This is a genomic window from Pseudovibrio sp. FO-BEG1 (assembly GCF_000236645.1).
Lineage (GTDB): Bacteria > Pseudomonadota > Alphaproteobacteria > Rhizobiales > Stappiaceae > Pseudovibrio.
This window is the reverse complement of record NC_016642.1, coordinates 2,707,072-2,732,669: the sequence shown is the minus strand read 5'-3', so window position 1 is coordinate 2,732,669 and position 25,598 is coordinate 2,707,072. Positions and strand designations below refer to the sequence as shown.

Annotated in this window: 26 protein-coding genes and 1 pseudogene; 17 read left to right on the top strand and 10 right to left on the bottom strand. The window is 52.3% G+C overall.

Translation table 11 applies throughout. The features are described 5' to 3' along the window. The first annotated feature begins 61 nt into the window (after positions 1-61). The 10 genes from PSE_RS12545 (at position 62) to PSE_RS12500 (ending at position 10,778) form a co-directional block, all read left to right on the top strand. Positions 62-1,996, top strand: coding sequence for a bifunctional 2',3'-cyclic-nucleotide 2'-phosphodiesterase/3'-nucleotidase (locus PSE_RS12545; RefSeq protein WP_014285208.1), 1,935 nt, complete (start codon positions 62-64; stop codon positions 1,994-1,996). Between the two features lie 154 nt (positions 1,997-2,150). Further along, the gene (locus PSE_RS12540) at positions 2,151-2,609 is read left to right on the top strand and encodes a BLUF domain-containing protein (protein ID WP_041768412.1); all 459 of its coding nucleotides are present in this window, start codon (positions 2,151-2,153) and stop codon (positions 2,607-2,609) included. Between the two features lie 188 nt (positions 2,610-2,797). Beyond that, positions 2,798-3,439 (top strand): molybdenum cofactor guanylyltransferase MobA, encoded by a 642-nt coding sequence (gene mobA, locus PSE_RS12535; protein WP_041768411.1) that lies wholly within the window; start codon positions 2,798-2,800, stop codon positions 3,437-3,439. 106 nt (positions 3,440-3,545) lie between these two features. Next, the gene (glp, locus tag PSE_RS12530) at positions 3,546-4,784 is read left to right on the top strand and encodes a gephyrin-like molybdotransferase Glp (RefSeq protein ID WP_041768410.1); all 1,239 of its coding nucleotides are present in this window, start codon (positions 3,546-3,548) and stop codon (positions 4,782-4,784) included. Between the two features lie 262 nt (positions 4,785-5,046). Then, positions 5,047-5,823 (top strand): transporter substrate-binding domain-containing protein, encoded by a 777-nt coding sequence (locus tag PSE_RS12525; protein ID WP_008551960.1) that lies wholly within the window; start codon positions 5,047-5,049, stop codon positions 5,821-5,823. A 417-nt stretch (positions 5,824-6,240) separates the two neighbouring features. After that, positions 6,241-7,017 carry a transporter substrate-binding domain-containing protein gene (locus PSE_RS12520; protein ID WP_041768989.1) on the top strand — a complete coding sequence of 259 codons (777 nt, stop codon included), beginning with the start codon at positions 6,241-6,243 and terminating at the stop codon, positions 7,015-7,017. 255 nt (positions 7,018-7,272) lie between these two features. Next, positions 7,273-8,049, top strand: coding sequence for a transporter substrate-binding domain-containing protein (locus tag PSE_RS12515; protein WP_014285201.1), 777 nt, complete (start codon positions 7,273-7,275; stop codon positions 8,047-8,049). Between the two features lie 77 nt (positions 8,050-8,126). After that, on the top strand, positions 8,127-8,837 hold the full coding sequence (locus tag PSE_RS12510) for an ABC transporter permease (RefSeq protein WP_014285200.1): 711 nt from the start codon (positions 8,127-8,129) through the stop codon (positions 8,835-8,837). Then, positions 8,834-9,751, top strand: coding sequence for an ABC transporter permease (locus tag PSE_RS12505; RefSeq protein WP_128647438.1), 918 nt, complete (start codon positions 8,834-8,836; stop codon positions 9,749-9,751). Before PSE_RS12510 ends, PSE_RS12505 begins: the two co-directional genes overlap by 4 nt. Before the next feature lie 145 nt (positions 9,752-9,896). Beyond that, positions 9,897-10,778 carry an NAD(P)-dependent oxidoreductase gene (locus PSE_RS12500; RefSeq protein WP_014285198.1) on the top strand — a complete coding sequence of 294 codons (882 nt, stop codon included), beginning with the start codon at positions 9,897-9,899 and terminating at the stop codon, positions 10,776-10,778. A 62-nt stretch (positions 10,779-10,840) separates the two neighbouring features. Here the strand turns inward: PSE_RS12500 and PSE_RS12495 are convergent, their stop codons facing one another. The 3 genes from PSE_RS12495 to PSE_RS12485 all read right to left on the bottom strand — a co-directional run bounded on the left by PSE_RS12495 (position 10,841) and on the right by PSE_RS12485 (position 12,826). Then, positions 10,841-11,332, bottom strand: coding sequence for an Lrp/AsnC family transcriptional regulator (locus tag PSE_RS12495; RefSeq protein ID WP_008551814.1), 492 nt, complete (start codon positions 11,330-11,332; stop codon positions 10,841-10,843). A 235-nt stretch (positions 11,333-11,567) separates the two neighbouring features. Further along, positions 11,568-12,101 (bottom strand): uracil-DNA glycosylase family protein, encoded by a 534-nt coding sequence (locus tag PSE_RS12490; protein WP_014285197.1) that lies wholly within the window; start codon positions 12,099-12,101, stop codon positions 11,568-11,570. Positions 12,102-12,181: 80 nt separating this feature from the next. Then, the gene (locus tag PSE_RS12485) at positions 12,182-12,826 is read right to left on the bottom strand and encodes a glutathione S-transferase (RefSeq protein WP_083416517.1); all 645 of its coding nucleotides are present in this window, start codon (positions 12,824-12,826) and stop codon (positions 12,182-12,184) included. A gap of 204 nt (positions 12,827-13,030) precedes the next feature. Here PSE_RS12485 and PSE_RS12480 point away from each other — a divergent pair, with 204 nt between their 5' ends. From PSE_RS12480 to PSE_RS27455, 3 genes are all read left to right on the top strand, one after another. Next, entirely contained in the window at positions 13,031-14,581 is a 1,551-nt protein-coding gene (locus PSE_RS12480) for a HAMP domain-containing sensor histidine kinase (RefSeq protein WP_148266140.1), read from the top strand. 47 nt (positions 14,582-14,628) lie between these two features. Further along, entirely contained in the window at positions 14,629-14,985 is a 357-nt protein-coding gene (locus PSE_RS27460) for a GFA family protein (RefSeq protein ID WP_208608708.1), read from the top strand. A gap of 86 nt (positions 14,986-15,071) precedes the next feature. Then, complete coding sequence (locus tag PSE_RS27455) at positions 15,072-15,428, top strand: GFA family protein (protein ID WP_208608709.1); 357 nt, start codon at positions 15,072-15,074, stop codon at positions 15,426-15,428. Between the two features lie 162 nt (positions 15,429-15,590). Here the strand turns inward: PSE_RS27455 and cobT are convergent, their stop codons facing one another. Beyond that, positions 15,591-16,619, bottom strand: a complete 1,029-nt coding sequence (gene cobT, locus PSE_RS12465; protein ID WP_008551789.1) for a nicotinate-nucleotide--dimethylbenzimidazole phosphoribosyltransferase — start codon at positions 16,617-16,619, stop codon at positions 15,591-15,593. Positions 16,620-16,818: 199 nt separating this feature from the next. Here cobT and PSE_RS12460 point away from each other — a divergent pair, with 199 nt between their 5' ends. From PSE_RS12460 to PSE_RS12450, 4 genes are all read left to right on the top strand, one after another. Next, the gene (locus tag PSE_RS12460; protein ID WP_014285194.1) at positions 16,819-17,637 is read left to right on the top strand and encodes an adenosylcobinamide-GDP ribazoletransferase; all 819 of its coding nucleotides are present in this window, start codon (positions 16,819-16,821) and stop codon (positions 17,635-17,637) included. A gap of 172 nt (positions 17,638-17,809) precedes the next feature. After that, complete coding sequence (locus tag PSE_RS12455; RefSeq protein WP_014285193.1) at positions 17,810-18,982, top strand: alpha/beta hydrolase; 1,173 nt, start codon at positions 17,810-17,812, stop codon at positions 18,980-18,982. A 140-nt stretch (positions 18,983-19,122) separates the two neighbouring features. Continuing rightward, a complete protein-coding gene (locus tag PSE_RS26970) occupies positions 19,123-19,344 on the top strand; it encodes a DUF1289 domain-containing protein (protein ID WP_256378187.1) in 222 nt (73 codons plus the stop codon). Further along, positions 19,329-20,027 carry a TIGR02281 family clan AA aspartic protease gene (locus PSE_RS12450; RefSeq protein WP_014285191.1) on the top strand — a complete coding sequence of 233 codons (699 nt, stop codon included), beginning with the start codon at positions 19,329-19,331 and terminating at the stop codon, positions 20,025-20,027. The genes PSE_RS26970 and PSE_RS12450 overlap by 16 nt, the downstream gene beginning before the upstream one ends. Before the next feature lie 79 nt (positions 20,028-20,106). On the opposite strand, the gene PSE_RS12445 is transcribed toward PSE_RS12450, so the two are convergent. The 6 genes and pseudogenes from PSE_RS12445 to PSE_RS27845 all read right to left on the bottom strand — a co-directional run. Next, positions 20,107-20,928 (bottom strand): sulfite exporter TauE/SafE family protein, encoded by an 822-nt coding sequence (locus tag PSE_RS12445; protein WP_008552000.1) that lies wholly within the window; start codon positions 20,926-20,928, stop codon positions 20,107-20,109. 133 nt (positions 20,929-21,061) lie between these two features. Then, positions 21,062-22,108: a tRNA dihydrouridine(20/20a) synthase DusA gene (dusA, locus tag PSE_RS12440; protein WP_041768408.1), complete on the bottom strand. Its 1,047-nt coding sequence runs from the start codon at positions 22,106-22,108 to the stop codon at positions 21,062-21,064. A gap of 171 nt (positions 22,109-22,279) precedes the next feature. Then, positions 22,280-23,146: a tetratricopeptide repeat protein gene (locus tag PSE_RS12435; RefSeq protein ID WP_008551868.1), complete on the bottom strand. Its 867-nt coding sequence runs from the start codon at positions 23,144-23,146 to the stop codon at positions 22,280-22,282. A gap of 126 nt (positions 23,147-23,272) precedes the next feature. Further along, a complete protein-coding gene (locus PSE_RS12430) occupies positions 23,273-24,304 on the bottom strand; it encodes a phytanoyl-CoA dioxygenase family protein (protein ID WP_014285188.1) in 1,032 nt (343 codons plus the stop codon). Between the two features lie 181 nt (positions 24,305-24,485). Beyond that, a complete protein-coding gene (locus PSE_RS27850) occupies positions 24,486-24,824 on the bottom strand; it encodes a hypothetical protein (RefSeq protein WP_371260876.1) in 339 nt (112 codons plus the stop codon). After that, positions 24,807-25,565 (bottom strand): annotated as a pseudogene (locus tag PSE_RS27845) (calcium-binding protein); the annotation flags it as partial. The gene PSE_RS27850 and the pseudogene PSE_RS27845, both read right to left, overlap by 18 nt. Positions 25,566-25,598: the final 33 nt, after the last annotated feature.

The following is a 25,598-nucleotide window of genomic DNA, read 5'->3' as shown; positions in this document are numbered from 1 at the left end:
GGGCTAGGAGGCAATCGTGTCTAATCCTATTTTGATGAATCGTCGTAGCGTGCTGGGAGGTATGGCCGCTACCGGTGCAATTGCAATGGTGCATCCGTATTCTGTTCTTGCAAAAGAGAACACTGCGCACCTGCGTTTGATGGAAACAACCGACCTTCACGTCCACGTCGCTCCATATGATTATTATGCAGACCGTCCAATGGACACAGCTGGTCTTGCTCGCACGGCTACCATCATCAAAAAGCTGCGCTCTGAAGCAACCAACTCCATGCTGGTAGACAACGGTGACTTCCTGCAGGGTAACCCAATGGGCGATTACATTGCCTATGAGCGCGGCATGCGTGAAGGTGATGTGCACCCAGTCATCAAAGGCATGAACGTTCTGGGTTATGATGCCGGCACTCTGGGTAACCACGAGTTCAACTACGGGCTGGACTTTATGATGAAGGTTCTTTCCGGCGCGAACTTCCCGGTTGTTTCTTCCAACGTATCCAAAGGCACGTCCCTAGGCTCCAACGGCCGTAAGGATGATCTGTTCCTGAAGCCATACACAATCGTTGAGAAGAAGATCAAAGACGGTGCTGGTACTGAGCACACCATTAAAGTGGGCTTCATCGGTTTCGTTCCTCCAATGATCATGAACTGGGATTCCCGTCATCTGGTTGGCAAAGCAAACAGCCGTGACATGGTTGATGCAGCTCGCGCATGGGTTCCGGAAATGAAGGAACAGGGCTGTGACCTGATCATCGCTCTGGTTCACGGCGGTATTGCTGGTGGCGCGCACGAAGAAGGTGCTGCAAACACCGCGCTACACATTGCAGGCGTTGAAGGTATCGATGCCCTGTTTACAGGTCACCAGCACGATGTCTTCCCAGGTCCTAACTATGAAGGCATCCCAGGTGTTGATGCAGAAAAAGGCACGCTGCAGGGCAAGCCGGCTGCTATGGGCGGTTTCTGGGGTTCGCACCTTGGTGTGATTGACCTGATGCTTGAGCGTGATGGGAACAACGGCTGGCGCATTGCTAACTTCACTACTGACGTACCGTCTATCTACAAGAAAGAAGGCCGTAAGCGTATTCCTCTTGTTGCAAGTGATGAAGAAGTGCTGGCAGCGGTTGAGGACGATCACAACAAGACACTGTCTTACGTTCGCCGCGCTGTTGGTAAGACCTCTGCTCCGCTGCATTCCTACTTCGCTCTGGTGGCGGATGATCCGTCCGTACAGATCGTGTCCAAGGCGCAGACCTGGTACACCAAGGAAATGCTCAAAGACACTGAATGGGCTGGCCTGCCTGTTCTTTCTGCTGCTGCTCCGTTTAAAGCTGGTGGCCGCGGTGGTGCTGACTACTATACTGACGTTGCTGCGGGCGATATCGCAATCAAGAATGTTGCTGACCTTTACCTTTATCCGAACACCACTCGTGCAGTGCTGATCACCGGTAAAGACGTGAAGGAATGGCTTGAGCGTTCTGCTGGTATGTTCAACCAGATCGAAGCAGGCAAGAAAGATCAGGTTCTTCTGGACGCTGAGTTCCGTTCTTACAACTTCGATGTGATTGATGGCGTCACCTACGAGATCGATCTGACCCAGCCTTCCAAGTACGATGGCAAAGGCAATGTGGCCCATCCTGATGCAAACCGTATTGTGAACCTTCAGTTTGAAGGCAAGCCAATCGATATGGATCAGAAGTTTGTTGTGGCAACCAACAACTACCGCGCTGGCGGTGGCGGCAACTTCCCAGGCATCAATGATGATGTGATCATCTTTGTTGGTCCGGATACAAACCGTGACGTGATCGTTCGCTACATCGTGGAACAGGGTACAATCAACCCATCCGCTGATGCGAACTGGAAGTTCAAGCCTGTTGCAGACACGACTGTTCTATTCGAAACCGGCCCTGCAGCTGAGAAACACATGAAAAACGTGGAAGGCGTGCAGATTGAGGCAGCAGGTGAAGGCAAAGACGGTTTTGCGATGTACCGCATTACGCTCTAAGTCTGAATGACTTACATGATTTGAGAAAGGCGGGGCCATGTGCTCCGCCTTTTCCTTTTTCGCAAAAAGCAAGACATTTCAGCGTTTTAAACACTGTATTTTACATTTTTAGAAGAATTTGCTGTCAGGCTTTCATGAACTGGAGGATCTGACAATGAGTGTTACGCAGTTATGTTATAGAAGTCGCATTCATTGGCCTGCGCTTCGCCATAGCCTTGATGAGGAAGTTGAACGGTCGCTGACACGTATCCGGCGTATCAACTCCATGGCAGGCGTAACAGGCGCACTGATCCTGACGGACAATCATGTATTCCAGTTGCTGGAAGGGCCCTGGCCGTCAGTCAAACGGACATTTGAGTGTGTGCTTGAAGACAGGCGACATTCCGACCTAACCGTACTTTCTAATGAAGAGCAGGATTTCAGGCTCTTCCATAATTGCTGGATGCACTTCTGCGATTTGCGCGAGGAAGTAGACAGCCATTATCCCAAGTTTTTCGGCAATCTCCTTGCCCATCCAGACCGCACCTGCAGTGAAGAGGTGATGGAACTGTTGCTTCTGCTTTCCATGAACATGAGTGAAAGCCAGCTGACCAGCAGAATTGCGCTGATGTAGCTCATACCTATGCTCCCCACGGTGGCATGACCACCGCTCCACGACGCTCTTAAAGGCACCTCTCCTCCCACTGCCTTTAGGAGCGTTTTTTTGTGGTTTGCGACGGAATGAAGCTTTGCACCCAGCGCTCGCCTGCTTCACAAGTAAGTCTGGTGATTTGCATGCTTGTTGGAAGTGGGAACTCAAGAATGTCTGATGCTTTGAGCAATCAAAACCTGACAGTGGGCTGTGTGCTCTGCGGTGGGAAGTCCCGGCGTATGGGTGGAGCAGATAAGGCACTGTTGGACTTAGATGGCATTCCTCTCCTTAAACACATCACGTCTCGTTTGCAGGAACAGGTTGAGCAGATTGTTTTGAGCGTGAATGAGCCGGGCGTGCTTCATGAGAGCCTTGGGGTGCCTTTGCTTGCAGATGAGCTAACTGGGCATTTAGGTCCGTTGGCGGGTATACATGCTGCGCTGAGCTGGGCAGAGAAGCACACACCTGACGCACGAGACGTGGTGAGCGTTGCTGTAGATACACCATTTTTTCCCATGGATATGGTGGAGGTGCTGGTATCCCATCGCGAAGCAAACGCTGATTGTCCGGTGATTTGCTCCAGTGGCGACCGAGACCACTTTGCGTTTGGCCTGTGGCCGGTTGCACTGGCGGATCCATTGAAGGAGTATCTTTTAAATGGCGGGCGCAGCATCAAAGGGTTCTTTAAAGAACATCCTCCTGTCATCGTGAAGTTCGAGGCTCACAATGGCGTGGATCCATTTTTCAACATCAATACGCCGGAGGATGTGCCGATCGCATTGGGGCATCTTGCCAAATTACGCGTGCAATAGTCGTGAAATCGACCAGATCACTGTGAGAACTTTGATTTTTGCCAAATCCTAAGGCGTTCCTCTGGTAAATAAAGGGAACACCACTAGCAAATCTTCTGGAATAAGCATGAGTACGAAAACGCCTTTTCTGAGCTTTGACGAAGCCCTCAATCACTTGCGTGGATTAGGTCACTGTAAAGTCGTTGCAGAGGAAACGTCACTTTATGAGGCATATGGGCGTGTACTCGCAGAGGATATCATCGCCACGTGTGATCTACCTCCGCTTGATAACTCGGCGATGGACGGCTACGCGATTGCACAAGCTGGGTTAGGGCAGACATCCTTTCCGGTGGTGATGGAGATCTTTGCTGGTTCCATGCCAGAAACACCGCTGAAGCCGGGAGAAGCTGCGCGGATCTTTACCGGAGCACCCGTTCCGGAAGGCGCAGATTTCGTGGCACCACAGGAAGATTGCTCTGAGAGCGAAGCAGATAGTGAGCGCCGCGTTGACCTCTCCCGCAGCTATCCAGCGGGATGTAACATCCGTCGCAAGGGCGAGGATCAGACCAAAGGTGCGCCTATTGTTAAGGCAGGCACCCTGCTCCGCCCACAAGAGATTGCTGCTGCTGCCTCTATTGGCCTTGGTCAGCTCAAGACATATCGGCGTCTTAAGGTTGGTGTGTTCTCGACTGGCAATGAGTTGATCCGCCCGGGCACTGAGCGCCAAGATGGGCAGATCTTTGACGCAAACCACTTCCTGCTGCGTGGGATGCTTGCCAATTTGCCGGTTGAACTGATTGATCTTGGCATTTTGGCAGATCAGCGTGAGATTGTGGAGAGCGCTTTGGAAGCTGCATCCAAGCAATGCGATGTCATCCTGACTTCTGGCGGCGCTGGTGGTGGCGATAAGGATTTTGTTTCAGCCACCCTTTCTAAACTCGGCAAAACCACCTTCTGGCATCTGGCCGTCAAGCCGGGCCGTCCTTTCATGGTCGGTGAGTTGCCTGATTGCGTCTTTATCGGTCTGCCGGGCAATCCGGTGGCCGCGACTGTTGCATTTGCATTCCTTGCGCGACCGCTGATTGAGGCTCTTGCCGGGTCCGGTTTTGGTGAAGCCCCACGCCAATATATTGCCGCAGATTTTGAGATTACCAATCGCAAGACCGGTCGCCGTGAGTTCCTGCGAGGCCGCCGGGTGGTCAGTGGCGAAGGCGTTAAACTGACCAAGTATCACAGTGATGGTTCCGCCCTTTTGTCCTCTTTGACGTTTGCGGATGGGTTCATTGAACTGAAGGAAGATGTGTCTTCTGTTCAGAAAGGTGATCTGCTGCCATTTGTCAGTTTTGATGAAATTGGCCTTAGGTAACTCTGCTGGCTCGCATTTTCAGAATCGCGTGCGAGCCTTTTTTCCACGTTTAGATCAGCAGTTGCAATTTTAACAAATTTACCCTCAAAGCTGCGAAAAATTGCAAGATATTACCGCGAAGTATCGTCAGTTTGCTATTAATTAGCCTAATATGCCCACCATATAGGTTGATCTACGGATGCTTTTAGTGAAACATAAGGCCCGGTTATGCAGGGGCCTACCTAAAGAAGCCCTGCCAAGATAATTAATTCGGGGACATAATATGCGTATTATGCGTTTGGCAGCAGTAGCAGCAATTGCGTTGGCAGCAGTTTCTGGCGCGGAAGCAAAAGAATGGACAAAGGTTCGCATGGGCACTGAGGGTGCTTACCCTCCATTCAACTACACCACCGCTGACGGAACACTGACCGGCTTCGATATTGAAATTGGTAACGCTCTTTGTGAAGAGCTGAAGCTTGAGTGTACATGGGTTACTCAGGACTGGGACGGCATCATCCCTGGTCTGGTTGCAGGTAAGTACGACACCATCCTTGCTTCCATGTCCATCACTCCAGAGCGTATGGAAAAGATCTCCTTCTCTGAGAAGTACTACAACACTCCTCCAGGCATTGCTGTTCGCAAGGACTCCGAGCTGACCGAAGCAACTCCTGAAGGCCTGAAAGGCGTTCGTCTTGGCGCACAGGGCAGCACCACGCACTCTCAGTTCGCTGAAGAGATCCTGAACGGTTCTGACGTTGCTCTGTACCCTACTTCTGAAGAGTACAAGCTGGATCTGGAAAACGGCCGTGTTGACGCTGTTGTTGACGACGTGATGGCTCTGGAACAGTGGATCAGCTCTGACAAGGGTTCTTGCTGTAAGATCCTCGGCACCATGCAGTCTGTCGAAGAGATCCACGGTAAAGGCGCAGGCATCGGCGTTCGTAAGGGCGACGAAGACCTTGCAGCTCTGTTCACCAAAGGCATCGCAGCTCTGCGCGCTAACGGTAAATACAAAGAAATCAACGACAAGTACTTCAAGTTCGACGTTTACGGCGAATAAGAATAACTTGTCGATCAGCTGACCTTTCAGCTGTCAGTTTCAGAACCCTCGGGTGTTTGTTCGCCCGGGGGTTTGTTTTGCCAATTTGGTCAGTCCACATTGCCAGTTTGGCAAAATGGCAGCTGATGGCCTTCATTTTGGAAAATACGGTTTGATTCCGCTTAGTCCCTCCTCAGAGCTTTGCGGGACGATCAGGCATAGTTTTCTCACTAACCCAGTCAGATGAGAGAAATATTTCCTCCACACAACCCGTTATTATAACGGATATCACTTCACAATAACGGCACTTGGCACATTTTTCTTCCGATATCTCCGTTATTTCAGTTGAAGTCCGGCATATTTTTTATAGTGTCCTTGGCAACAAATGCAGAGCACAACCAAAACGACCACTCTGCCAAAAAGAACAAGGATGCACGGATGTCTTTTCCCCGCATGGCGCTTGCCACACTTATGAGCTTCACTGCTGCTTCAGCACTTCAGGCGGACGAGATCACCAAACTGCGCGTTGCCACGGAGGGCGCTTACCCTCCATTCAACTTCACCGGTTCAGATGGCGTTCTGACTGGTTTTGACGTTGAGATCGGCAATGCACTGTGCGCAGAGATGAAGGTTGAATGTGAGTGGGGCACACAGGAATGGGACGGTATGATCCCGGGTCTGGTTGCTGGCAAATACGACGCGATCATCGCGAGCATGTCCATCACAGAAGAGCGCCTTGAGCGCATCTCCTTCTCCCGCAGCTACTACAACACCCCTTCAACCATCGCAGTTCCTAGGGACTCTCCGGTAACTGAGATTACGCCAGAAGCTCTGGAAGGCCTGCTGATTGGCGCACAGGGTGGTACGACACACTCAGTTGTGGCGGAGGAAGTTTACGCTGATGCTGATGTGGCGCTGTATCCGACCTCTGAGGAATACAAGCTGGACATTGAGAACGGTCGTTTAGATGCTGTCATCGATGATCTGGGCGTTCTGCAGAGCTGGGTGGATTCTGAAGCAGGTTCCTGCTGCAAGATCATCGGTTCTCTGCCAATCCAGCCTGAGCTTCATGGTCAGGGTATTGGTGTTGGAGTTCGCAAAGGACAGGAAGAGCTGGCAGATCGCTTCTCTCAGGCCATTGTCGCCATTCGTGAAAACGGCACCTACAAGAAGATCAACGACAAGTACTTCTCTCAGGACGCTTTTGGAGAATAAGGGCTGAAAAGAAGCAGGAAAGATTCGAAGCTGGGGAAAGTTTCTGTGATGCATCACCGTTTTGCAGAATATGAATGCGCAAAACTGGTCAAAATGGAAACTTAGCCCTCTCAAGATGGATTAAATTGGCTATTTTCTGCCGACACACCTACTCAAATAGGTTGAAATATAATTTCTTCCATTTAAACATGCGCCCCGGCTGTGCAGGGAGCCATCGTGATGACCCCTGCCAAGAATTTACAAAGGGGAATACAAATGGGCTTCATGCGCTTTGCCACTGTTGCAACACTCGCACTTCTTGCTTCCACTCAGGTTCAGGCAAAGGAATGGACGAAAGTCCGAATTGGCACTGAAGCTTCCTACCCTCCGTTTGCTTACACCACTGCAGACGGCAAGCTGGTTGGTTTTGAAATTGAACTGGGCAACGCGCTTTGCGCCGAACTGAAAGTTGAATGTGAATGGATGCCAGTTGACTGGGACGGTCTGATCCCTGGTCTGGTTGCAGGCAAGTACGACACCATCATGGCATCCATGTCCATCACACCAGAGCGGAAGCAGCGCATTCAGTTCTCTGACAAGTATTACCAGACCCCTCCAGGTGTGGCGGTACCAAAAGACAGCAAGATCACCGAGGCCTCTGTTGAGGGAATGGACGGTGCTCTTGTCGGCGCGCAGGTTGGTGCGACGCACGCAGTGTTTGCTGAAGACATTTTGACTAAATCAGAAGTGTCTCTGTACCCTACTGCTGATGAATATAAACTCGATTTGGAAAGTGGTAGACTTGATGCTGTAGTTGATGACGTAGTTGTTCTTTCTGACTGGCTGAAGTCAGAGGACGGCAACTGCTGTAAACTGCTCGGCACTATGTCACCTATTCCAGAGATACATGGTGTAGGCGTTGGTGTAGGCGTTCGTAAGAGCGACCAAGACTTGGCTGACCTATTCTCCAAAGCGGTTATTGCTTTACGGAAGAATGGAAAGTACAAAGAGATCAACGACAAATATTTCGACTTTGACGCCTACGGAGAGTGATGGCGTCAAGCTGCAAAACACTCTGACGGCGGGACTTGTTTCCCGCCGTTCTAAAAAGAATAGGGGCAATCCCCGTAATGAATGAAATTTTCACACTCTTGTCCTTTGGGGACATGGGCTGGGGCGACGAGATAGCACTTGGCATTGTTATGACCGTCTCCCTTGCGTTGGCAAGCCTTCCCTTCGGCTTGCTTTTAGGCTTTCTGCTGGCGCTTGCGAAGAAGTCTCAAGAACCTTCTCTGCGCGCTGCGGCCAACGTTTACACAACAATTTTCCGGGGGCTTCCAGAGCTCCTTACGCTCTTTCTCGTCTATTACGGCGGTCAGATCCTCATTCAGCAAGTACTCTCGCTGTTTGGGGATATCTACTTTGAGGTGAACGCCTTTATCGCAGGTATGATTGCCCTGTCGCTGGTGTTCTCGTCCTACGCTTCTGAAGCGTTTCTTTCTGCGTTCCGCGCGATTAAGCAAGGCCAGTATGAAGGTGCTGCTGCGCTTGGTCTAGGCTATGCGCATACCATGCGTCTTGTCATTCTTCCGCAGCTTGTTCGTCTGGCGTTGCCAGCGCTGAGCAATCTATGGCTCATCCTCTTGAAGGAGACCTCTCTGGTTTCCATCATTGGTCTGGCAGACATCATCCGTTACTCCAACATGGCAGCGCGCACCACCAAAGAGCCGTTCCTGTTCTTTGCCGTCGCCTGTGCGATCTACCTTGTTCTGGCCGTGATTTCTTCCGGTGGCATTTCCCGCCTTGATGCCTGGGCTAAGCGTGGGGAGGCTTCCAGATGAGTGATGTTACTATGGGCGCTTCGGCGAGCTACGTTCAGTCTGAGACTATTGCAGCGAAAGCACCTCCTCCTGCACCAAAGCACCGTCCGTGGACGCCTGCCCGCGTTGTGGGCACCACTTGGCTGACCCTTTGGATTGCAGGTGGTCTTGGCATTTTGTGGTTCCTGCTGAACTCCAACAGTGTTGCAGTGGTGTTTGGTGGTGACGGCCTTCTGCCTGTTTCCATTACGCACAATGCGAAGTTCCTCATCAAGTATGGTGAGAAGTTCGTTTCAGGTTTCATCATCACGCTGAAGCTTGTTGCCGTCTCCATGCTGCTGGGCGTTCTGCTCTCCATTCCGATGACCTTTATGCGGATGAGCAAGAACCGCATTCTTGGCGGTATTGCATATGGTTACGTCTACTTCTTCCGCGGCACGCCGCTGTTGGCTCAGGTATTCCTGATCTACTACGGTGCGGGCACATTCCGCGAGCCGCTGCAGTCCGTAGATATGTGGTGGTTCTTCCGTGATGCGTGGAACTGTGCGGTTCTGGCATTTACTCTGAACACCGCAGCTTATCAGGTTGAGATCCTGCGTGGCTCTATTGAGAGCATCGCGAAAGGCCAGTGGGAAGCAGCGTCTGCACTGGGTCTGCCGAAGTGGCTGACCTTCTGGAAAATTATTCTCCCGCAGGCTCTGATCGTGTCTCTGCGTCCATATGGTAACGAGATCATCCTGATGATCAAAGGCTCTGCGATCGTGGCGATCATCACCATCTACGATCTGATGGGTGAGACACGTCGTGCGTTCTCACGGACCTATGATTTCCAGGCGTATGTCTGGGCGGCGATTGCCTATCTGGTGATGGTGGAAACACTGCGCCGGGCATGGGATCGCATTGAGGCTCGTTTGACGCGTCACTTGCACAGATAAGCCAGCTGGCATTGATGAATACTTGAAAGCGCAGGTCCAAAAGCCTGCGCTTTTTTCATTGTTAGAACCAGTGAATTTACGTGGTATCTGCCGATGAAACTGATAGTGTTGCTGCGCTCTGATTCAAGTTTATAAGGATAGTCCGATGGCAAAGGTCGCGTTTATTGGTTTGGGCGTAATGGGATACCCAATGGCGGGTTTTCTGGCCTCTCGCGGGGGGCATGACGTTACCGTTTACAACCGGACAACAGCTAAAGCAGAGGCATGGGCCAAAGAGTATGGCGGATCATTCGCTCTGACGCCTCAGGAGGCCGCTGAGGGTTGCGACGTTGTTTTTGCTTGTGTTGGCAACGACAACGACCTGCGCTCTGTCACGACCGGCGAGAATGGCGCATTCCACGGCATGAAGGCTGGCGCCATTTTCGTGGACCACACAACAGCGTCTGCGCAGGTTGCGCGTGAGCTGGATGAAGCGGCGCGCGCAGGGGGATTTTCTTTCCTTGATGCGCCGGTTTCTGGTGGACAGGCTGGTGCTGAAAATGGCGTTCTGACCGTGATGATCGGCGGTGAGCAGGAGGTCTTTGATCGTGCAAAGCCGTTCATCGATTGCTTCTCCAAGTTCGCCGGCCTTATGGGCCCTGTGGGTGCGGGACAGCAGACCAAGATGGTGAACCAGATTTGTATTGCTGGTCTGGTGCAGGGTCTTTCTGAAGCGATCCACTTTGCGCAGAAGTCTGGCCTTGATGTTGAGAAAGCTATTTCAGCAGTGCGCGGTGGTGCGGCTCAGTCCTGGCAGATGGAAAATCGCTGGGAAACCATGCGTGATGGCGAGTTTGAGCACGGCTTTGCGGTGGACTGGATGCGCAAGGATCTGAAGATCTGTCTAGAAGCTGCTGACGAGGTTGGTGCGCGCCTTCCGGTGACTGCTCTGGTTGATCAGTTCTATGCAGAAGTTCAGGCCATGGGTGGTAACCGCTGGGATACATCCAGTCTGATTGCCCGACTGAACAACGCGGATAAGAAATAATAAAGCAAAAAGCCCCGATCACATGACCGGGGCTTTTTCATAGTGCGTAACGCTTCAAACTCTTAGGACATGTTCGCTTTTGGCTTTTCAGCGACAATGTAAGAGAGTGGCAGCTCGGTGGTGTATTTGATCTGCTCCATCGCGAAGGACGTGGACACGTCTGCGATGTTTACCTTTGCAATCAAACGCTTGTAGAAATCGTCGTAGGCATCGATATCCGGCACGGCGACGCGCAGCAGGTAGTCCACCTGCCCGGCCATGCGGTAGAATTCTACCACTTCTGGGAACTCGCGGATCACATCGGCAAATTTGCGGAGCCAGTCATCGGTGTGTTCATTGGTGGTGATAGCCACGAATGCGGTGACTTTGGCGTTGACCTTCTTTGGATCAAGCACGGCAACGCGGCGGGTGATGACACCGTCCTCTTCCATCTTCTGGATGCGGCGCCAGCAAGGGGTGGTGGACAGGCCAACACGGCGGCCGATTTCAGCTACAGGAACGGTGCTGTCTTCTTGTAGAATGGACAGAATGCGACGGTCGATCCTATCGATCATATTATACCCCTATCTCCCACCGGAATTATTGTTTGGCGCAAAATCATTGCAGGAAGCATAAGGTCATGGGAAATGTTATTCCAGCTTCAAACGCCAAGATATTCGCAGGAATATAGGTTTTCATTCTACATCACCTTAAATCGGTGAAATTTATTTTCATCAACATAGAATTTGGCAAGAGCTAAAGGAATGCGTTGCCATATTCATGGGTGGATTGAAAAAAGAATCTCTCAAATCACATGAGTAAGCGGCTGACTTCTTCTTTCAGGAGCGGAAGGAGCTCTTTTTCGAACCAGGGATGCTTTTTTATGTGGGCGTTGTTGCGCCAGGAGGGATGTGGGAGAGGGAGAACTCTTGGGCCGAGGCCTTTGGCGTGGCGATCGCAGGTGGTTTCCCAGACTGATCTGAACTCAGCGATGGTTTCCCAGAGGCGGGGTTTGGTGAGTTCGGGCATGTGATAGGCCTGCGCGTAGCCACCTATTGCAAGCAATGTTTCGATTTGCGGCATATTGCTGAATATTTCTTGATGCCACGTTTTCTTGCATTCTGGCCTTGGGGGCTTGTCGCCACCTTTGGAGTCCAACCCCGGAAAACAGAAGCCCATGGGGATAATTGCAAGTTTGGCGGGGTCGTAGAAGACCTCTTCGCCAATGCCCATCCAGTCGCGCAGGCGATCTCCAGAAGGGTCTGTAAACGGCTTACCAGAGGCGTGGACGCGGGTTCCCGGTGCCTGACCGCATATGGCAATGCGCGCCGTAGACGACAGCACAACAACTGGCCTTGGCTCATGAGGCAATGGCTGACGGATGGGCTGCTCAACACAGACCCGACACGCGGCTATGCGCTCTTTTAAGCGCTGGAGGTTTCCTTCATCACCTGAAGCGCTGCCTGCACTCCCGGACGCTCTATCATCTTTGCATACCATCGGCGCAGATTACCAAGTTCTTCAGGGACTTGCAGCTTAATTACGCGGGCAAAGTTGATTGCTGCGAACAATGTGATGTCAGCAATGGAGTATCGGTCTCCAGCTACATAGCGATTGTTGGCAAGCTGCGCGTCGAAGATGGCGAGTGTTTCGAGAATTTTGGGGCGATTGGCCTCCCCCCACTCTTTCACCTGCGGTTGCTCCAGCGGAGCCATGGCCGGGTTGGTGTGGCGGAATACCTGAGAAACCTGATTTAACAAGCCCAGATCAGCGCGCCGGTTCCACATCTCGATCAGCGCTCTTTCCTTGGCCGTCTGGCCCAGCAAAGGCTTGAGAGGGTTCATTTCTTCAATGTAACGACAGATGGCGCAGCTTTCGGAAATTGCCGTTCCATCATCCAGCACGAGCACGGGCAATCGCTGACAAGGATTGATCGCTTTAAACTCTTCTGCCTTCAATTCGCCATGCATGAAATCTACGTAGGCAGTGTTAACCTTAACGCCCTTCTCCGCAAGGAACAAGGTGACGCGAAAGGGGTTAGGTGCTTGCCTATGGCTATAAAGTTTCAATGGTGCCTCCCAACAACCACGAGCTGTTGCCCTCACAATCTACAGGAGAAACTGTCCCAAAATGGGGCGATAATCTACCATTTTGTGGTCCCCGTAAACTCGACGTTAACCCTATGAATCAGAGCAATCTTAAGAGATCATGTTCATTCTGGTCAAAAGGGCAAGTATCCCGTCAATCTATTGGCACACAGAGGCCGAGAATACATGAACAACGGATCGTCGCAGAATAGTAAGGACAAAACAACTATTAATCGCGCCCGAGCAAATCGCCGGCGCGAAGTTGCACGTACCGTAAAGGATGCTCGCGAACGTCTTGGCACGGTCGAGGGGGTCCGCCCCAGCTTTGAAGCTGATCTTATTTTGATGTTCGTGAAGAACAGATTGTCGGTGGCCTATGCCATGCCGATGATCGCCATTGTGGCCGCGACCATCTCCAGCGTCTGGCTTCCCGTGGAGGTGGCTGGCGGCTGGCTTGTAGCCATGCTGCTCGCGCACTCCATCATTATTCTCTCTACAAAACGCATGGAAAAGAGCCTTAGTCAGGAAGGTAATCTGCGTTCAATCCGCAGGGAACTTTTTGCAGGCGATATGCTCTATGGCATTGTTTGGGCTATCTTTTTCATCAGCAACCTGCAATTCAACACGGACTATGGGTTCGGTGTTTTCCAGTTTGCGACTATGCTGATCGTCATTGCTATGGCGACCATGTTGTCCTCTCCCCTGCCCGGTGCTTTGCTGGCTGCCACAGCCCCGATTACAGGTGCCCTGATCTTCAGTTTCTGGCAGTATGACAGCATGCCTCACTACGCGATGGGGCTGATGGCCATTGGGGCACAAGTGTTCTTTTACATCCTCAGCAAGCAGCTCCATACCTCAGCTTTGACCCTGCTTGAGTACCGCGCCGAGAAGGATCATCTGATTTCAGAAATGGAACAGGTGAATGCAATTTCTCAGGAAGCGCGGCGCCGTGCGGAGGAAGCAAACCTGGCCAAGACGCGTTTTCTTGCGACAATGAGTCACGAATTACGCACACCTCTGAATGCGATTCTCGGCTTTTCAGAGGTGATGAAGGACGAAGTTCTTGGCCCTATGCATAATCAAACATACTTGGATTACTCCAAGGATATCAATCAGTCGGGCCAACATCTGCTCAATCTGATCAACGAGATTCTGGATCTGTCGCGCATTGAAGCTGGTCGTTATGAGCTGCAGGAAGAACCTGTCTGTCTGCGTGATGTGGCAGCGGCCTGTAAGCATATGATGCATATGCGGGCGGCGGCGAAGAACATCGAGATCCACGAAGTCTATGAGAAGGGCCTGAGCAAGGTCTGGGCGGATGAGAAAGCACTGCGCCAGATGGTGCTGAACTTGCTCACCAACGCCGTGAAGTTTACTCCACCTGAGGGGGAAATCTCCATTCACGTGGGCATTGATGGTGCTGGAGGACAGTATATCAGCGTCAGTGACACGGGTGCCGGTATTCCTGAGGAAGAGATCCCAGTGGTGTTGCAGGCCTTTGGGCAGGGCACGCAGGCTATTCAGGATGCAGAGCAAGGCACTGGCCTTGGCCTTTCCATTGTGCAGGCTTTGGCGCATATGCATGAGGGCGAGTTTAAGCTGGCCTCCAAGCTGCGTGAAGGAACGCAGGCGACCATCTCCCTGCCCGCCAAGCGCGTGTTGAGCCATATCGATCCTATCCCGACGCCAGACCCAACCACAGGCAAAGACAGAGAGCCCTTGCTTCGGGCCGGATAAGGATATACGTTCCTTATTTGTTCCAGATGCATCTGTTGGGGGATTGTATGCTTCGAGGGTCGTGCCACTGCGGCGCAGTCAAGTTTGAATTCCGTGAAGAACCAGAATGGCTTACAGAGTGCAACTGCTCTGCATGCCGTCGTTACGGCACCATCTGGGCGCATGGTTCACCCAAGAACGTGACCATTGAGAAAGCGCCGGATGCGACGTTCACCTACATCTGGGGTGATAAGATGATCGCGTTTCACACCTGCAAAACCTGCGGAAACACCACTCACTGGTCAGATCTGGACGAGGACTATGATCGCATGGCGGTCAACACGCGGCTTGTTCCGTTTGAGGATGTGAAAGACATTCCCATTCGCCATTTTGATGGTGCGGATACAGGGCAGTTTCTGGATTAAATCACTTTCTTTTTCTGCGTGATCCTTTGAGCCGTCTGGCTTTGCTTTTGCGGATCGTGCTTCAATTCATTATCAGGGAGAAACACATGCTACGTGGCTCATGCCATTGCGGTGCAGTTAAGTTTGAATATCGGGAAAACCCAGAGTGGCTGACGGAGTGTAACTGCTCTGCCTGTCGCCGTTTTGGAACTGTCTGGGCTCATGGCTCGCCGAAGAACGTAACCATCGAGAAAGAGCCGGACGCGACTTTTGCGTATGTGTGGGGCGACAAGGAATTGGAGTTCCATACCTGCAAGACATGCGGAAACACTACGCATTGGGCGCCGGTTGACCCTGAGGGGGATAGAATGGCGGTGAACACGCGCCTGGTGCCTGCTGAGGACGTCAAAGACATCCGTGTTCGCCATTTTGATGGCGCTGATACCTGGCGCTTTGTCGATTAACGCAGCTCATCAAACCGCGTTTGCGTTGAAATGTGCGTTGGTTTGAAAGAAATGCGTTTTTTCTGCGTTCTTTACTGAGATGAGAAAAGGCCGCCTCAACTCGTGCGAGTGAGGCGGCCTTTTCAATTTATCCCCCTCCTCAGCGGAGGGGTTATTCTCAAATTAGTCCTGAGCTGCAACGCCTGCATCAGCGAAGGTCGCCATGCCGGAGTGGGTTGCTGCTGCTGCTTTGATGATGCCTGCCGCGATTGCTGCGCCAGAGCCTTCACCAAGACGCATGCCCAGATCCAGAAGTGGCTTGCCGCCCATTTCAGTCAGAGCGCGGCGGTGCGCTGGTTCAGCGGAGGCATGAGAGAACACACAGTGCTCCAATGCGGTCTTGTCCATCTTGTAGAGGATGGCAGCTGCTGCGGAGGTGACGAAGCCATCAATCACAACAGGAACCTGCTGCATGCGTGCTGCCAGAATAACACCTGCCATTGCTGCGATTTCGCGGCCACCAATCCGGCGCAGAACTTCCAGAGGCTCAACTTTGCCCGGACCACCGATCCGCTGTACAGCCTGCTCAACTACGGTAATCTTGTTTTTCAGCGCGTCGCCCTGAACACCAGTGCCCGGACCGACCCACTCTTCTGCTGTGCCGCCAAACAGGGCGTAGAAGATGGCTGCTGCAACGGTGGTGTTTGCGATGCCCATTTCGCCAAGGCAGAGCAGATCTGTGCCACCAGAGATTGCTTCCATGCCAAAGGCCATGGTTGCTGCGCATTCGGATTCTTCAAAGGCGTCTTCCTCGGAGATGTCCGGGGTTGGCATTTCCAGCGCCAGTTCAAACACTTTGAGGCCGAGGTCATAGGCAATGCAGAGCTGGTTCACGGCGGCGCCGCCAGCTGCAAAGTTGGAGACCATCTGCGCGGTCACTTCTTTCGGGAAAGCAGAGACGCCTTTGTCAGCAACGCCGTGGTTGGCTGCAAACACAGCTACGAGCGGACGGGTGACTTTTGGCATTGGCAGGCCCTGCCAGGCAGCCAGCCATTCCACCAGCTCTTCCAGACGGCCCAGAGACCCCAGAGGCTTCGTCAGCTGCGCATCACGTTTTTTCACCGCCTCGACCGCTTCAAGGCTTGGACCCGGCATTGCGCCGACCAGGTTTCTGATATCATCGAATGGCAGTGCAGACGTTGCAAGAGACATACGCTTCTCCGAACTTTGGTAACCCGCAAAATGAGTTTTTGCGCTTTGTTGTTTGCGCAGATCTATAAGCCACCGGAAGCAGAATACAAATGAGACTTATCAACTATTTGTGGTTTCCACGGCTTTGCAAACTACAAATTGTTGCTCTAACTGATTTCGGTGGCCGTTCTGGTCTGATTTATTTCTGTGAGAAACCATCATGTCCGACGATCAACGCAACGAAGATTCTCTTCCTTCCTCTTCCCATATTCTGGCGGAGGTGGCTGAGCTGGTGCGCTTTTTCTCCCGTATTCCTCTACCAAAACTGGGAAGATGGGATGATCTGAACACAGCTCCGGATTTTCGTTTGCGCTCCCGCAGTATTCCGCTGGCCGGTGTGGTGATCTCCCTGCCCAGCATGCTAGTATTGTGGCTGCTTTCACAAAGCGCCCTGCCCGCCGCTGTTGTGGCGTTGATTGCGGTTGGCGTAGCGGCTGCTGTTCAGGGCTGCCTGCATGAGGACGGCCTTTCTGATGTGGTAGACGGGTTCTTTGGTGGTCATACGGCTGAGCGGCGGCTTGAGATCATGAAGGACAGCCGGATTGGTGCGTTTGGCACTGTGGCGCTTGTGCTCTCGTTAAGCCTGCGCTGGCTGCTGCTGGCCACCTTGCTGGAGGCGTTTGGCGGCTTTGGGACAGCTCTTGGCTATCTGGCAGCGGAGACGATTGGCCGGGTTGGCATGGTCTGGATCTGGCACACTATGCCGGCGGCGTATCAGGGCGGTCTTTCCACGCGCTTTGGCGTGCCTGAGAACATCGCGGTTTACTGGGCTGGTTGCTTTGCGCTGCCGTTGATTGCTGTCAGCCTGTTTTTCTTGAGCTTCTGGCAGGTGGTGATTGGGGCTGGTGTGAGCTTTGTGCTGGTGTGGGCGCTGGCGAAGCTGTCCCTCACCAAAGTCAAAGGCATTACGGGTGATGTTTTGGGGGCTGCGCAACAAATCGGTTCACTGGGCTTCCTGCTGGGCGTCCTTTCTCTTTAGAAGCTGTGTTCGCCCCCTTAAAAACCAGAGGCATTCCTCTGCTTTTGTGGGTAAGGCGCTGCAAGAAACCATTTTTGTGCAATCATTTGCTAGCATTTTAGCTTTAATCTACGCGCATTGTTTGCCTACAAGCGCGTGAAACCCTTTTTACAGTTCTCGGGCCGGAGACATTATGAAGCTATCCTTTGCTTGTGCACTTTCAGCATTCAAACGAGCTGCTGCCCTTGGGCTGGCCGCTGCCGTCCTTGCCGGTTGTGCCTCCAGGCCTGGACCGGATTCACTTGAGATTTCGCTTGAAGAAGCCGAAGGGACCAAGGATGTTCATATCCTTGTGGCGACCACGCGGGCGCGTGCTGAACATCCCCCTGCCCTTTACACCTCCAAGCGGTCTGAAGAGCTAGACTTTGCTTCGGCCACCATTTCCATTCCGCCGACCCACAAGCCCGGCAGGATTGAGTGGGCCTCTTCGCCTCCGGGCAACCCGAACACCGACTTCGTGGTGCGGCAGGCGGCTTACATTGACGGCAATGCGGCTTTCCGCCAGCAGGTCAACCAAGCGATTGCAAAACGTGCTGGCCGCGAGCGCGAGGCTGTGCTGTTCATTCATGGCTACAACACCCGCTTTTCTGAGGGCGTGTTCCGCCTTGCGCAGATGGCAGCAGATGCCAAGATCAACCGGGTGCCGATCCTGTTCACCTGGGCGTCCGCTGGTAATCTGACCGACTACATTTACGACACCAACAGCGTCACCGTTGCCCGCGACGGGCTAGAGCAGGTGTTGCGGGAGCTGGTGAACTCTGATGCAGAGCGGGTGACCATTCTGGCGCACTCGCTTGGCAACCTGTTGCTGCTGGAGACCTTGCGGCAGATGGAGCTCAAAGGTCACGGGCTTTTGAAGAACAAGAAAGTCACCATTGTGATGGCTTCACCGGACATCGATATTGATGTTTTCAAAACAATGATTACCTCTCTTGGATACAGAGCAAACCCTGTGTTTGTGCTGGTTTCGCGTGATGACCGCGCGCTGCGCTTCTCCCGCCGCATTGCCGGTGGCAAGGCACGTGTGGGCGGTATCGAGAATGATGCAGAGCTGACAAGTCTGGGCGTTGTGGTCATTGACCTGACGGATGTGCAGGGTCAGGATAGCGTCAACCACGACAAGTTCGCGCAACTTGCTCAGTTTGGACCGCAGCTGGTCAATGCCCTTGAACAAGGCACGATGAGCCGCAGCCAGCAGAGCATTGGCGGACGTCTTGGAAACGCTGGACGCAGTTTCACCGAGTTTTTGGGGAACACTGCGAAGATCGTGATCAGCACGCCTGGATCCGTTGGCGCAACGCGCTAAAGCAGTTCGCATTTAAGGTGAACACTTGAACTGCTTTAATCGTTATTTTCGCGTATCTTTATCCGAAAACCGGTTTCCACTTTTCGGAGATACGCGCTGAACACAGCGGTTTGAACCCGATGATTTTGTAGGACAGTATTTTGTCAGGTACTTTAGAAAGACCAGCCAGCCCGTGTTTAAAACTGTGCCAGCTGGATGAAGAACGGAAGATGTGTGTGAGTTGCTGGAGATTGCTCAGCGAGATTGCCGGATGGGGTTCCCTTTCTGCGCAGGCTCAGCACACCATTCTTGCCAAGCTTCCTGCGCGAAAAGCTGAGTTTCTGGCTATGAAACAGGAGGATGTGCAATGCGCTGGACGATAGGCCTTGTCATTCTCATCGGCGCCATGTTGATTGGCGTTGCCACCGGATATCTTGGAACACCTGAGTTTCTTGGCGACAAGTTTCAGGAGGACGGCCCTCGGCTGGTCGCCCTTGCGGCCATGGGCATCGTGATCATGATGGGCGTATTCATTCGTCGCCCGCAAATCCGCGAAGTGTTTGGTGCCGTGGTGTTTTGGGGTGGTCTGGCGCTGCTGTTGGTGATTGGATACTCATTCCGTTATGAGCTGATGACCGTGCGCGACCGGGTGATGTCCGAGCTGTTTCCCGGCTCCATCTCTCAATCTGCAGATGGCGAGATGGTGATCTCCCGCGGGATCAACCATCAGTTCTTCATTGATGTGCAAGTGGATGGTGTTTCTGTCGACATGCTGGTGGACACCGGTGCTTCTCACATCACCTTGTCTCACGGAGACGCACGCCGGGTTGGCATCGACACCAATAGTCTTTCCTACAGCATCCCTGTTTCTACCGCCAACGGCATGGGCTTTGTGGCCCGCGTGCGTTTGCAGGACATGCAGATTGGTGACTGGCGCCTGAACGAAGTGCCCGCATTTGTGGCGCAGGAAGAAATGCTCTCAACCAGCCTGCTCGGCATGAGCGCCCTCAACACCTTCGCCAGCTGGCGCGTAGAAGGCAACCAGTTGATCCTGAAGGCGCGTTAAAAGAAATCGCAGTATTTAGAGAAAAGAAAAGCCGCGGACAGGGATGTCAGCGGCTTTTGTGTTTCTTATGGCTTGCAGCTTACAGCAGGCTGTATGCAAACCTTGCGCAAGCGATCAACAGGAACACGCCAAATGCCAGCTCCAGCTTGCGCTTTGGCAGGTTGTGGGCGAAGTGTGCGCCCAAAGGAGCCACGTAGATGGTGATCGGGATGATCAGCGCGATAGCCAGCAGGTTGATGTAGCCCACGGAGAATGGCGGCAGGTTGGGAGCGCCCCACCCGGCTGCAACCATGCCAAAGACTGCCGGAATGGAAATCAGCACACCAACCCCAGAAGATGTGGCAACGGCCTGATGGATCGGGCGGCCAAACAGGGTCATGAAGGTGTTGTTCATGACGCCGCCACCGATGCCCATGAGCGTTGAGAAAAAGCCGATCATCACGCCTATCAGCGCCCGCACCGGGTTGCCTGGAATGTCTGATCCCAGTTTCCAGCTTTCACGATTGAACAGCATGCGCATAGCGACCACAAACGCGATCACCGCAAAGATGCCTTTGAGCGTATCACCTGAAACGAGCGCCGCCACGTATGAGGCCAGCAGCACGCCAATCGGCACCGGGATGATCCAGCTTTTCAGCAAGGACAGGTCAACGGCGCCTTTCTTCTTGTGTGCGAAGAAGGAGCGCAAAGAGGTTGGTACGATGACGCCCAGAGAAGAGGCCACTGAGATATGAACCACAGCGTCCGGATCAACACCCACCTCTGTCAGAATGGTTACAAGGATCGGCACGAGGATCGCGCCGCCTCCAATACCAAACAGCCCTGCCAGAAAACCTGCTAGTGCACCAGAAGCAATCAATGCTGCTCCGAACCCCAGCATAGACGCAGAAATCATGTCCATGCTGTCCCCTCCTCAATTCCAATTGCATTTCATGCGCGTACTCTTATCCGAAAACCGGTGACCACTTTTTGGGAGTACGCATTCTTTTCGCGTACTCTCGTCCGAAAACCGGAAGCCACTTTTCGGGAGTACGCTAAATCAGCGCTGCCTCTTTCTGCTCACGTGCTTCAAGCGCAACGCTTTGATGATGTGAAACCGCAGCCAGCGCGTCCTCCAGCACCTCAATGCCAGCGCCAACCTTGTTGGCTTCCACCGTCATGATACGGCGGAAATGGCGAGCGCCCGGAACACCTTGGTATGTTCCCAAAATGTGGCGGGTGATGGATGCCAGCTTGGTTCCGGCAGTCAGTTCGTTTTCGATGTAGCCGCGGTAGGCATCCATTGCTTCAACCGGCGTGATCGCAGTGCCGTCCTCACCGTAAACCACACGGTCAACCTCTGCCAGCAACATTGGGTTCTGATAGGCTGCGCGGCCCATCATAACGCCGTCCAGCTTTTCCAGATGTGCTGAGGTTTCTTCCAGTGTTGCCACACCGCCGTTGATGCCGATGAACACATCCGGCAGGCGCTGCTTCAGGCGGTAAACAAGGTCATAATCCAGCGGCGGCACATCACGGTTTTCCTTTGGGCTAAGGCCCTTCAGCCATGCCTTGCGGGCATGCACCCACAGCGCGTCTGTACCAGCGGCGATGACTTTATCTGCCAGTGCGTTGAGTGCTTCTTCCGGCTCCTGATCATCCACGCCGATGCGGCATTTGGTGGTGACCGGGATGGAAACAACATCCTTCATGGCCGCGATGCATTCTGCTACCAGATCCGGCTCCAGCATGAGGCAGGCACCGAACTTGCCAGACTGTACGCGGTCAGACGGGCACCCAACGTTGAGGTTGACTTCATCGTAGCCCCAGTCCTCCACCATTTTGGCGCACTCAGCCAATACTTTGGGATCAGACCCACCCAGCTGGCAGGCAACCGGCTGTTCCTGTCTGGAGAAGTTCAGATGACGGTCCCTGTCGCCATGAATCAAGGCGCCAGTGGTGACCATCTCAGTATAGAGCAGCGAATTCTTGGAAAGGACCCGGTGAAATGCACGGCAATGCCTATCCGTCCAGTCAAGCATCGGCGCGACCGCGAAGACGGGGCTATTGATATTATAGAGTTTTTTTGTTGCTTCAGTCATTCACGACGGTCTCAAACAGTCTCAAGTCGCAGTCTTTTGCCCTTTCTGCACAAAATTGGCAAGTCACAGCACTGAGAAACCTATGAGCGGGATGGAATGGTGAGGTGCATGGTTAAGGTGGAGAGGTGGGAGTAAACAGCTGGCCCACTAAAGACATCAGAGAACTCAGGCCTACTTACTCGCTGGAGCTGTTTCAGATTTTTCCAAGAAATCAAGCAACTCTCTTGCCGGTTCTTGGCCACGCCGCTCAGCCTGTTTCGCCCATTTTTTTGCTACTTTGTTATTCTGAGGCAGACCACGTCCCCTGTGATAATTTAATGCAGTCATAAACTGGCAGGCAGAGTTCTGCTTCTTGGCACACTGCAAAAAGAGTTTCGCAGAGTGTTCTTCATCTTTCTCGACGAGTTCACCTTTCAGATATAGCTCCCCCAGCATCAAAAGTGACTTGTCGTTGCCGAGATCCGCAGCCTGTTTCAGATATTGGAGAGCCTTTGGCTTATTCTGTTTGACAAATTCTCCATTAAAGTAGGTCATAGCCAGTTTATGCGTAGCATCACTCTGACCAAGTTGCCGAGCCTCTTCCAAAAGAGCTAAAGCTTTTGATTTATCTTGCTCAATCCCAGATCCATTCCAATAGCAAATCGCCAAATTAAGTTTTGCGTCAGCGTTGCCGCCTTGAGATGATTCCTCAAAGAGATTAGCCGCTTGCTCAAAATCTTGCTTAACCCCACGGCCATTCATGTAAAAGAAACCTAAGAGGTTCTGTGCACCAGCATGGCTCTGAACCGCAGCTTTAGATGCCCATTCAAAAGCAATTTCATCATCCTGCTTGAAAATTGTACCTTTGTGGCGAAGTACAGCCAGACTAAACTGCGCATCAGCATCTCCTGCATGCGCTTTATTCTGTAAGTCCGCAGGTGTCTGAAGAGGTTCGGAGCTTGTAGTCAGATTTGAGATGTATGGTAATGCAAATAGTATTCCCCCGAGAAGAAGAACAGCACAAAAAAACAATATCGAAACTTTTAGGGGAGCACGCATTTGGAAATCCAAAAATCGAAAACAATAGCTGAATCAATGTCGATAATGCTCAATGTTGCTAAACATGTACACTAGGAAGTTGGGTGCTCTAAAAAGAAAATAATTGAAGAACTACATGCCTTTGCTTTATCGCACCCGCGGTGCCATCGCTTTGACTTTGCCAACATCTAAATGAGATACGCCGTGCCCTCTTTTGCTGCGCCAATCAAGGTAGGCGCCGAAGATTTCGGTCTGGCGGCCCTTGATGCCGGGGAGTGATCGAACATCTCCCCCTGCCCATGGGGAGAATGGAGAGCGACGGACAGAGCCGTACAGACCAACCCGAAGGCCCTGGCGTGTTGCGATGCCCCGGGCATGGAAGCCGTGTGTATCTGCTATGACGAGTGTATTGGCAGGAACAGCAAAAGACACAGGCTTGCTGAAGCCCATCTCCTGCAGTTGATCTTCTGTTACACGGAACGATCCGACAGCATGATTGCCATCTTTATGTGTTGCTGCGGTGAGGCTTTGCTCATACTCCCATTTTCTGCGCGCTTCATTCAGTCTGTGTGAGCCGGGCACGTAATGGAATGGGCCATCTGCCACCTCAACATCTTTCAGGAACAGCCAGGCTTTGGCTGTGGGATGGAATGTATCTGAATGAAAGTTGGTCTGCGGGTCTTTGCGCTTTTCATCCAAATCCCACAGAACGGTATGCAGATAGACAAGCGGATCTGCATTGTTGGATGCTACATAGCGCAGGCCTTTTTGGAAGATATCGGCCCCCACAGCGGCTTGCAGGCCGGGTAGTTGTTTCAATATAGCAGGCGTCAAGCCAATGAAACGGGTGACCGTTCGTCCCTGCTTCATCTCCCGCGCCGCAAATTCTGTCTGCTCCAGCTCATCCTGCACTGCTTTGAAGACATCCTCCGGCAACACATTATGCCGCACCACATATCCATTTTCATGAAAGAACTGCCGGTCTTCAGCTGGCAGAAAGTGCTCCATCTGTCTGCGTCGCATCTGCGCCATCCGCTCCGCCAGTGCCATGCGCCACACATGAAACCCGCGCTCGTTCAGATATCTGCTCCCAATAATCGGATTGCCCCGAAATGACTTCCCCCCCAACGCAATATCAGCAATCCAGAGCGGGCTTTTGAGTATCTTCAGAGGTGACATTGGGAAGCCTGTAATACAAAATCAAATGACAGCAACCATAGGTTTATATCAGTTATCTAGCACTAAGAAGCAAGAATCTTATGCTGAGAAGCAGATTTACCAACTTCCAGTTGATATAAGATAGAGGCAGTTAGTTTACACTAACTGCCTCTGCTACCGTTCGGCATTTTATGAACACCGTTTAGATCAGGAACTCAAAGTTCGTTGCCTGAAGGTCTTCTGTCCGGACACCATTCATTGTAATGGAGTTGTCGTCATCTAGTTGGATAACAACCGCATTCCCAACGTTACTTGCCAATTCAAGAACATCTTCGAAATTTGCAAATACATTTTCATCCACCTGAATAGTATCAGAATTTACATTAAAGTCTGAAATAGTATCCTTACCAAAGGAATTTCCATCAAACCTAAAGACATCGGCTCCGTTGTCTCCACGCAGGCGATCATTTCCAACTCCGCCATTTAGCGTGTCGTTGTCATTGCCGCCATAAAGACTGTCATTGCCTTCACCACCATTCAGGACATCATCATGACTTCCTCCTGAGAGGCTATCATTCCCGGCATCGCCATTAAGCGTATCATTACCATTGGCACCAGAGATGATGTCATCGCCACCAAGCCCTGAAATGACATCATCCTGATTGCCACCATAAAGCTTGTCGGCCTCTTCAGTAGCATCTTCATATGTGGCCTGGATGATACCATAAGCATCAAGAACCGTGCCGTCAGCAAACTCGATGAACTCAACACCGTAGTTGCTGCTGAACTGCTTACTGATGAGCAAGGTGTGACCATCTTTGAACGTCAACTGAAGATCAACATTACTACCGGTTGTAACACGGGTGAACTGGACTTCATCCAACTCAATACCCGCACCAAGGATCAAACGGTCGGTATCTGAGTTAGTGTACCGATACTCTGCCAGCGTGTCGTTGCCATCACCCAGATTGTAATGGTAGGTGTCATTGCCAAGTCCACCTTCAAGTGTGTCATCACCGAGACCACCAGTTAGAGTGTCGGCTCCGTTGTCTCCACGCAGGCGATCATTTCCAACTCCGCCATTTAGCGTGTCGTTGTCATTGCCGCCATAAAGACTGTCATTGCCTTCACCACCATTCAGGACATCATCATGACTTCCTCCTGAGAGGCTATCATTCCCGGCATCGCCATTAAGCGTATCATTACCATTGGCACCAGAGATGATGTCATCGCCACCAAGCCCTGAAATGACATCATCCTGATTGCCACCATAAAGCTTGTCGGCCTCTTCAGTAGCATCTTCATATGTGGCCTG

What these genes read in the sequence shown, in the direction of transcription:
- PSE_RS12545 (WP_014285208.1), top strand. Translation starts at nt 62, where the DNA reads ATGGCCGCTACCGGTGCAATTGCAATGGTGCATCCGTATTCTGTTCTT.
- PSE_RS12455 (WP_014285193.1), top strand. Translation starts at nt 17,810, where the DNA reads ATGAAGCTATCCTTTGCTTGTGCACTTTCAGCATTCAAACGAGCTGCT.
- PSE_RS12460 (WP_014285194.1), top strand. Translation starts at nt 16,819, where the DNA reads ATGTCCGACGATCAACGCAACGAAGATTCTCTTCCTTCCTCTTCCCAT.
- PSE_RS12495 (WP_008551814.1), bottom strand. Translation starts at nt 11,332, where the DNA reads ATGATCGATAGGATCGACCGTCGCATTCTGTCCATTCTACAAGAAGAC.
- PSE_RS12445 (WP_008552000.1), bottom strand. Translation starts at nt 20,928, where the DNA reads ATGGACATGATTTCTGCGTCTATGCTGGGGTTCGGAGCAGCATTGATT.
- PSE_RS12540 (WP_041768412.1), top strand. Translation starts at nt 2,151, where the DNA reads ATGAGTGTTACGCAGTTATGTTATAGAAGTCGCATTCATTGGCCTGCG.
- PSE_RS12435 (WP_008551868.1), bottom strand. Translation starts at nt 23,146, where the DNA reads ATGCGTGCTCCCCTAAAAGTTTCGATATTGTTTTTTTGTGCTGTTCTT.
- mobA (WP_041768411.1), top strand. Translation starts at nt 2,798, where the DNA reads ATGTCTGATGCTTTGAGCAATCAAAACCTGACAGTGGGCTGTGTGCTC.
- PSE_RS12520 (WP_041768989.1), top strand. Translation starts at nt 6,241, where the DNA reads ATGTCTTTTCCCCGCATGGCGCTTGCCACACTTATGAGCTTCACTGCT.
- dusA (WP_041768408.1), bottom strand. Translation starts at nt 22,108, where the DNA reads ATGACTGAAGCAACAAAAAAACTCTATAATATCAATAGCCCCGTCTTC.
- PSE_RS12515 (WP_014285201.1), top strand. Translation starts at nt 7,273, where the DNA reads ATGGGCTTCATGCGCTTTGCCACTGTTGCAACACTCGCACTTCTTGCT.
- PSE_RS12505 (WP_128647438.1), top strand. Translation starts at nt 8,834, where the DNA reads ATGAGTGATGTTACTATGGGCGCTTCGGCGAGCTACGTTCAGTCTGAG.
- PSE_RS12430 (WP_014285188.1), bottom strand. Translation starts at nt 24,304, where the DNA reads ATGTCACCTCTGAAGATACTCAAAAGCCCGCTCTGGATTGCTGATATT.
- PSE_RS27455 (WP_208608709.1), top strand. Translation starts at nt 15,072, where the DNA reads ATGCTACGTGGCTCATGCCATTGCGGTGCAGTTAAGTTTGAATATCGG.
- PSE_RS12480 (WP_148266140.1), top strand. Translation starts at nt 13,031, where the DNA reads ATGAACAACGGATCGTCGCAGAATAGTAAGGACAAAACAACTATTAAT.
- PSE_RS12510 (WP_014285200.1), top strand. Translation starts at nt 8,127, where the DNA reads ATGAATGAAATTTTCACACTCTTGTCCTTTGGGGACATGGGCTGGGGC.
- cobT (WP_008551789.1), bottom strand. Translation starts at nt 16,619, where the DNA reads ATGTCTCTTGCAACGTCTGCACTGCCATTCGATGATATCAGAAACCTG.
- PSE_RS27460 (WP_208608708.1), top strand. Translation starts at nt 14,629, where the DNA reads ATGCTTCGAGGGTCGTGCCACTGCGGCGCAGTCAAGTTTGAATTCCGT.
- PSE_RS12500 (WP_014285198.1), top strand. Translation starts at nt 9,897, where the DNA reads ATGGCAAAGGTCGCGTTTATTGGTTTGGGCGTAATGGGATACCCAATG.
- glp (WP_041768410.1), top strand. Translation starts at nt 3,546, where the DNA reads ATGAGTACGAAAACGCCTTTTCTGAGCTTTGACGAAGCCCTCAATCAC.
- PSE_RS12525 (WP_008551960.1), top strand. Translation starts at nt 5,047, where the DNA reads ATGCGTATTATGCGTTTGGCAGCAGTAGCAGCAATTGCGTTGGCAGCA.
- PSE_RS12450 (WP_014285191.1), top strand. Translation starts at nt 19,329, where the DNA reads ATGCGCTGGACGATAGGCCTTGTCATTCTCATCGGCGCCATGTTGATT.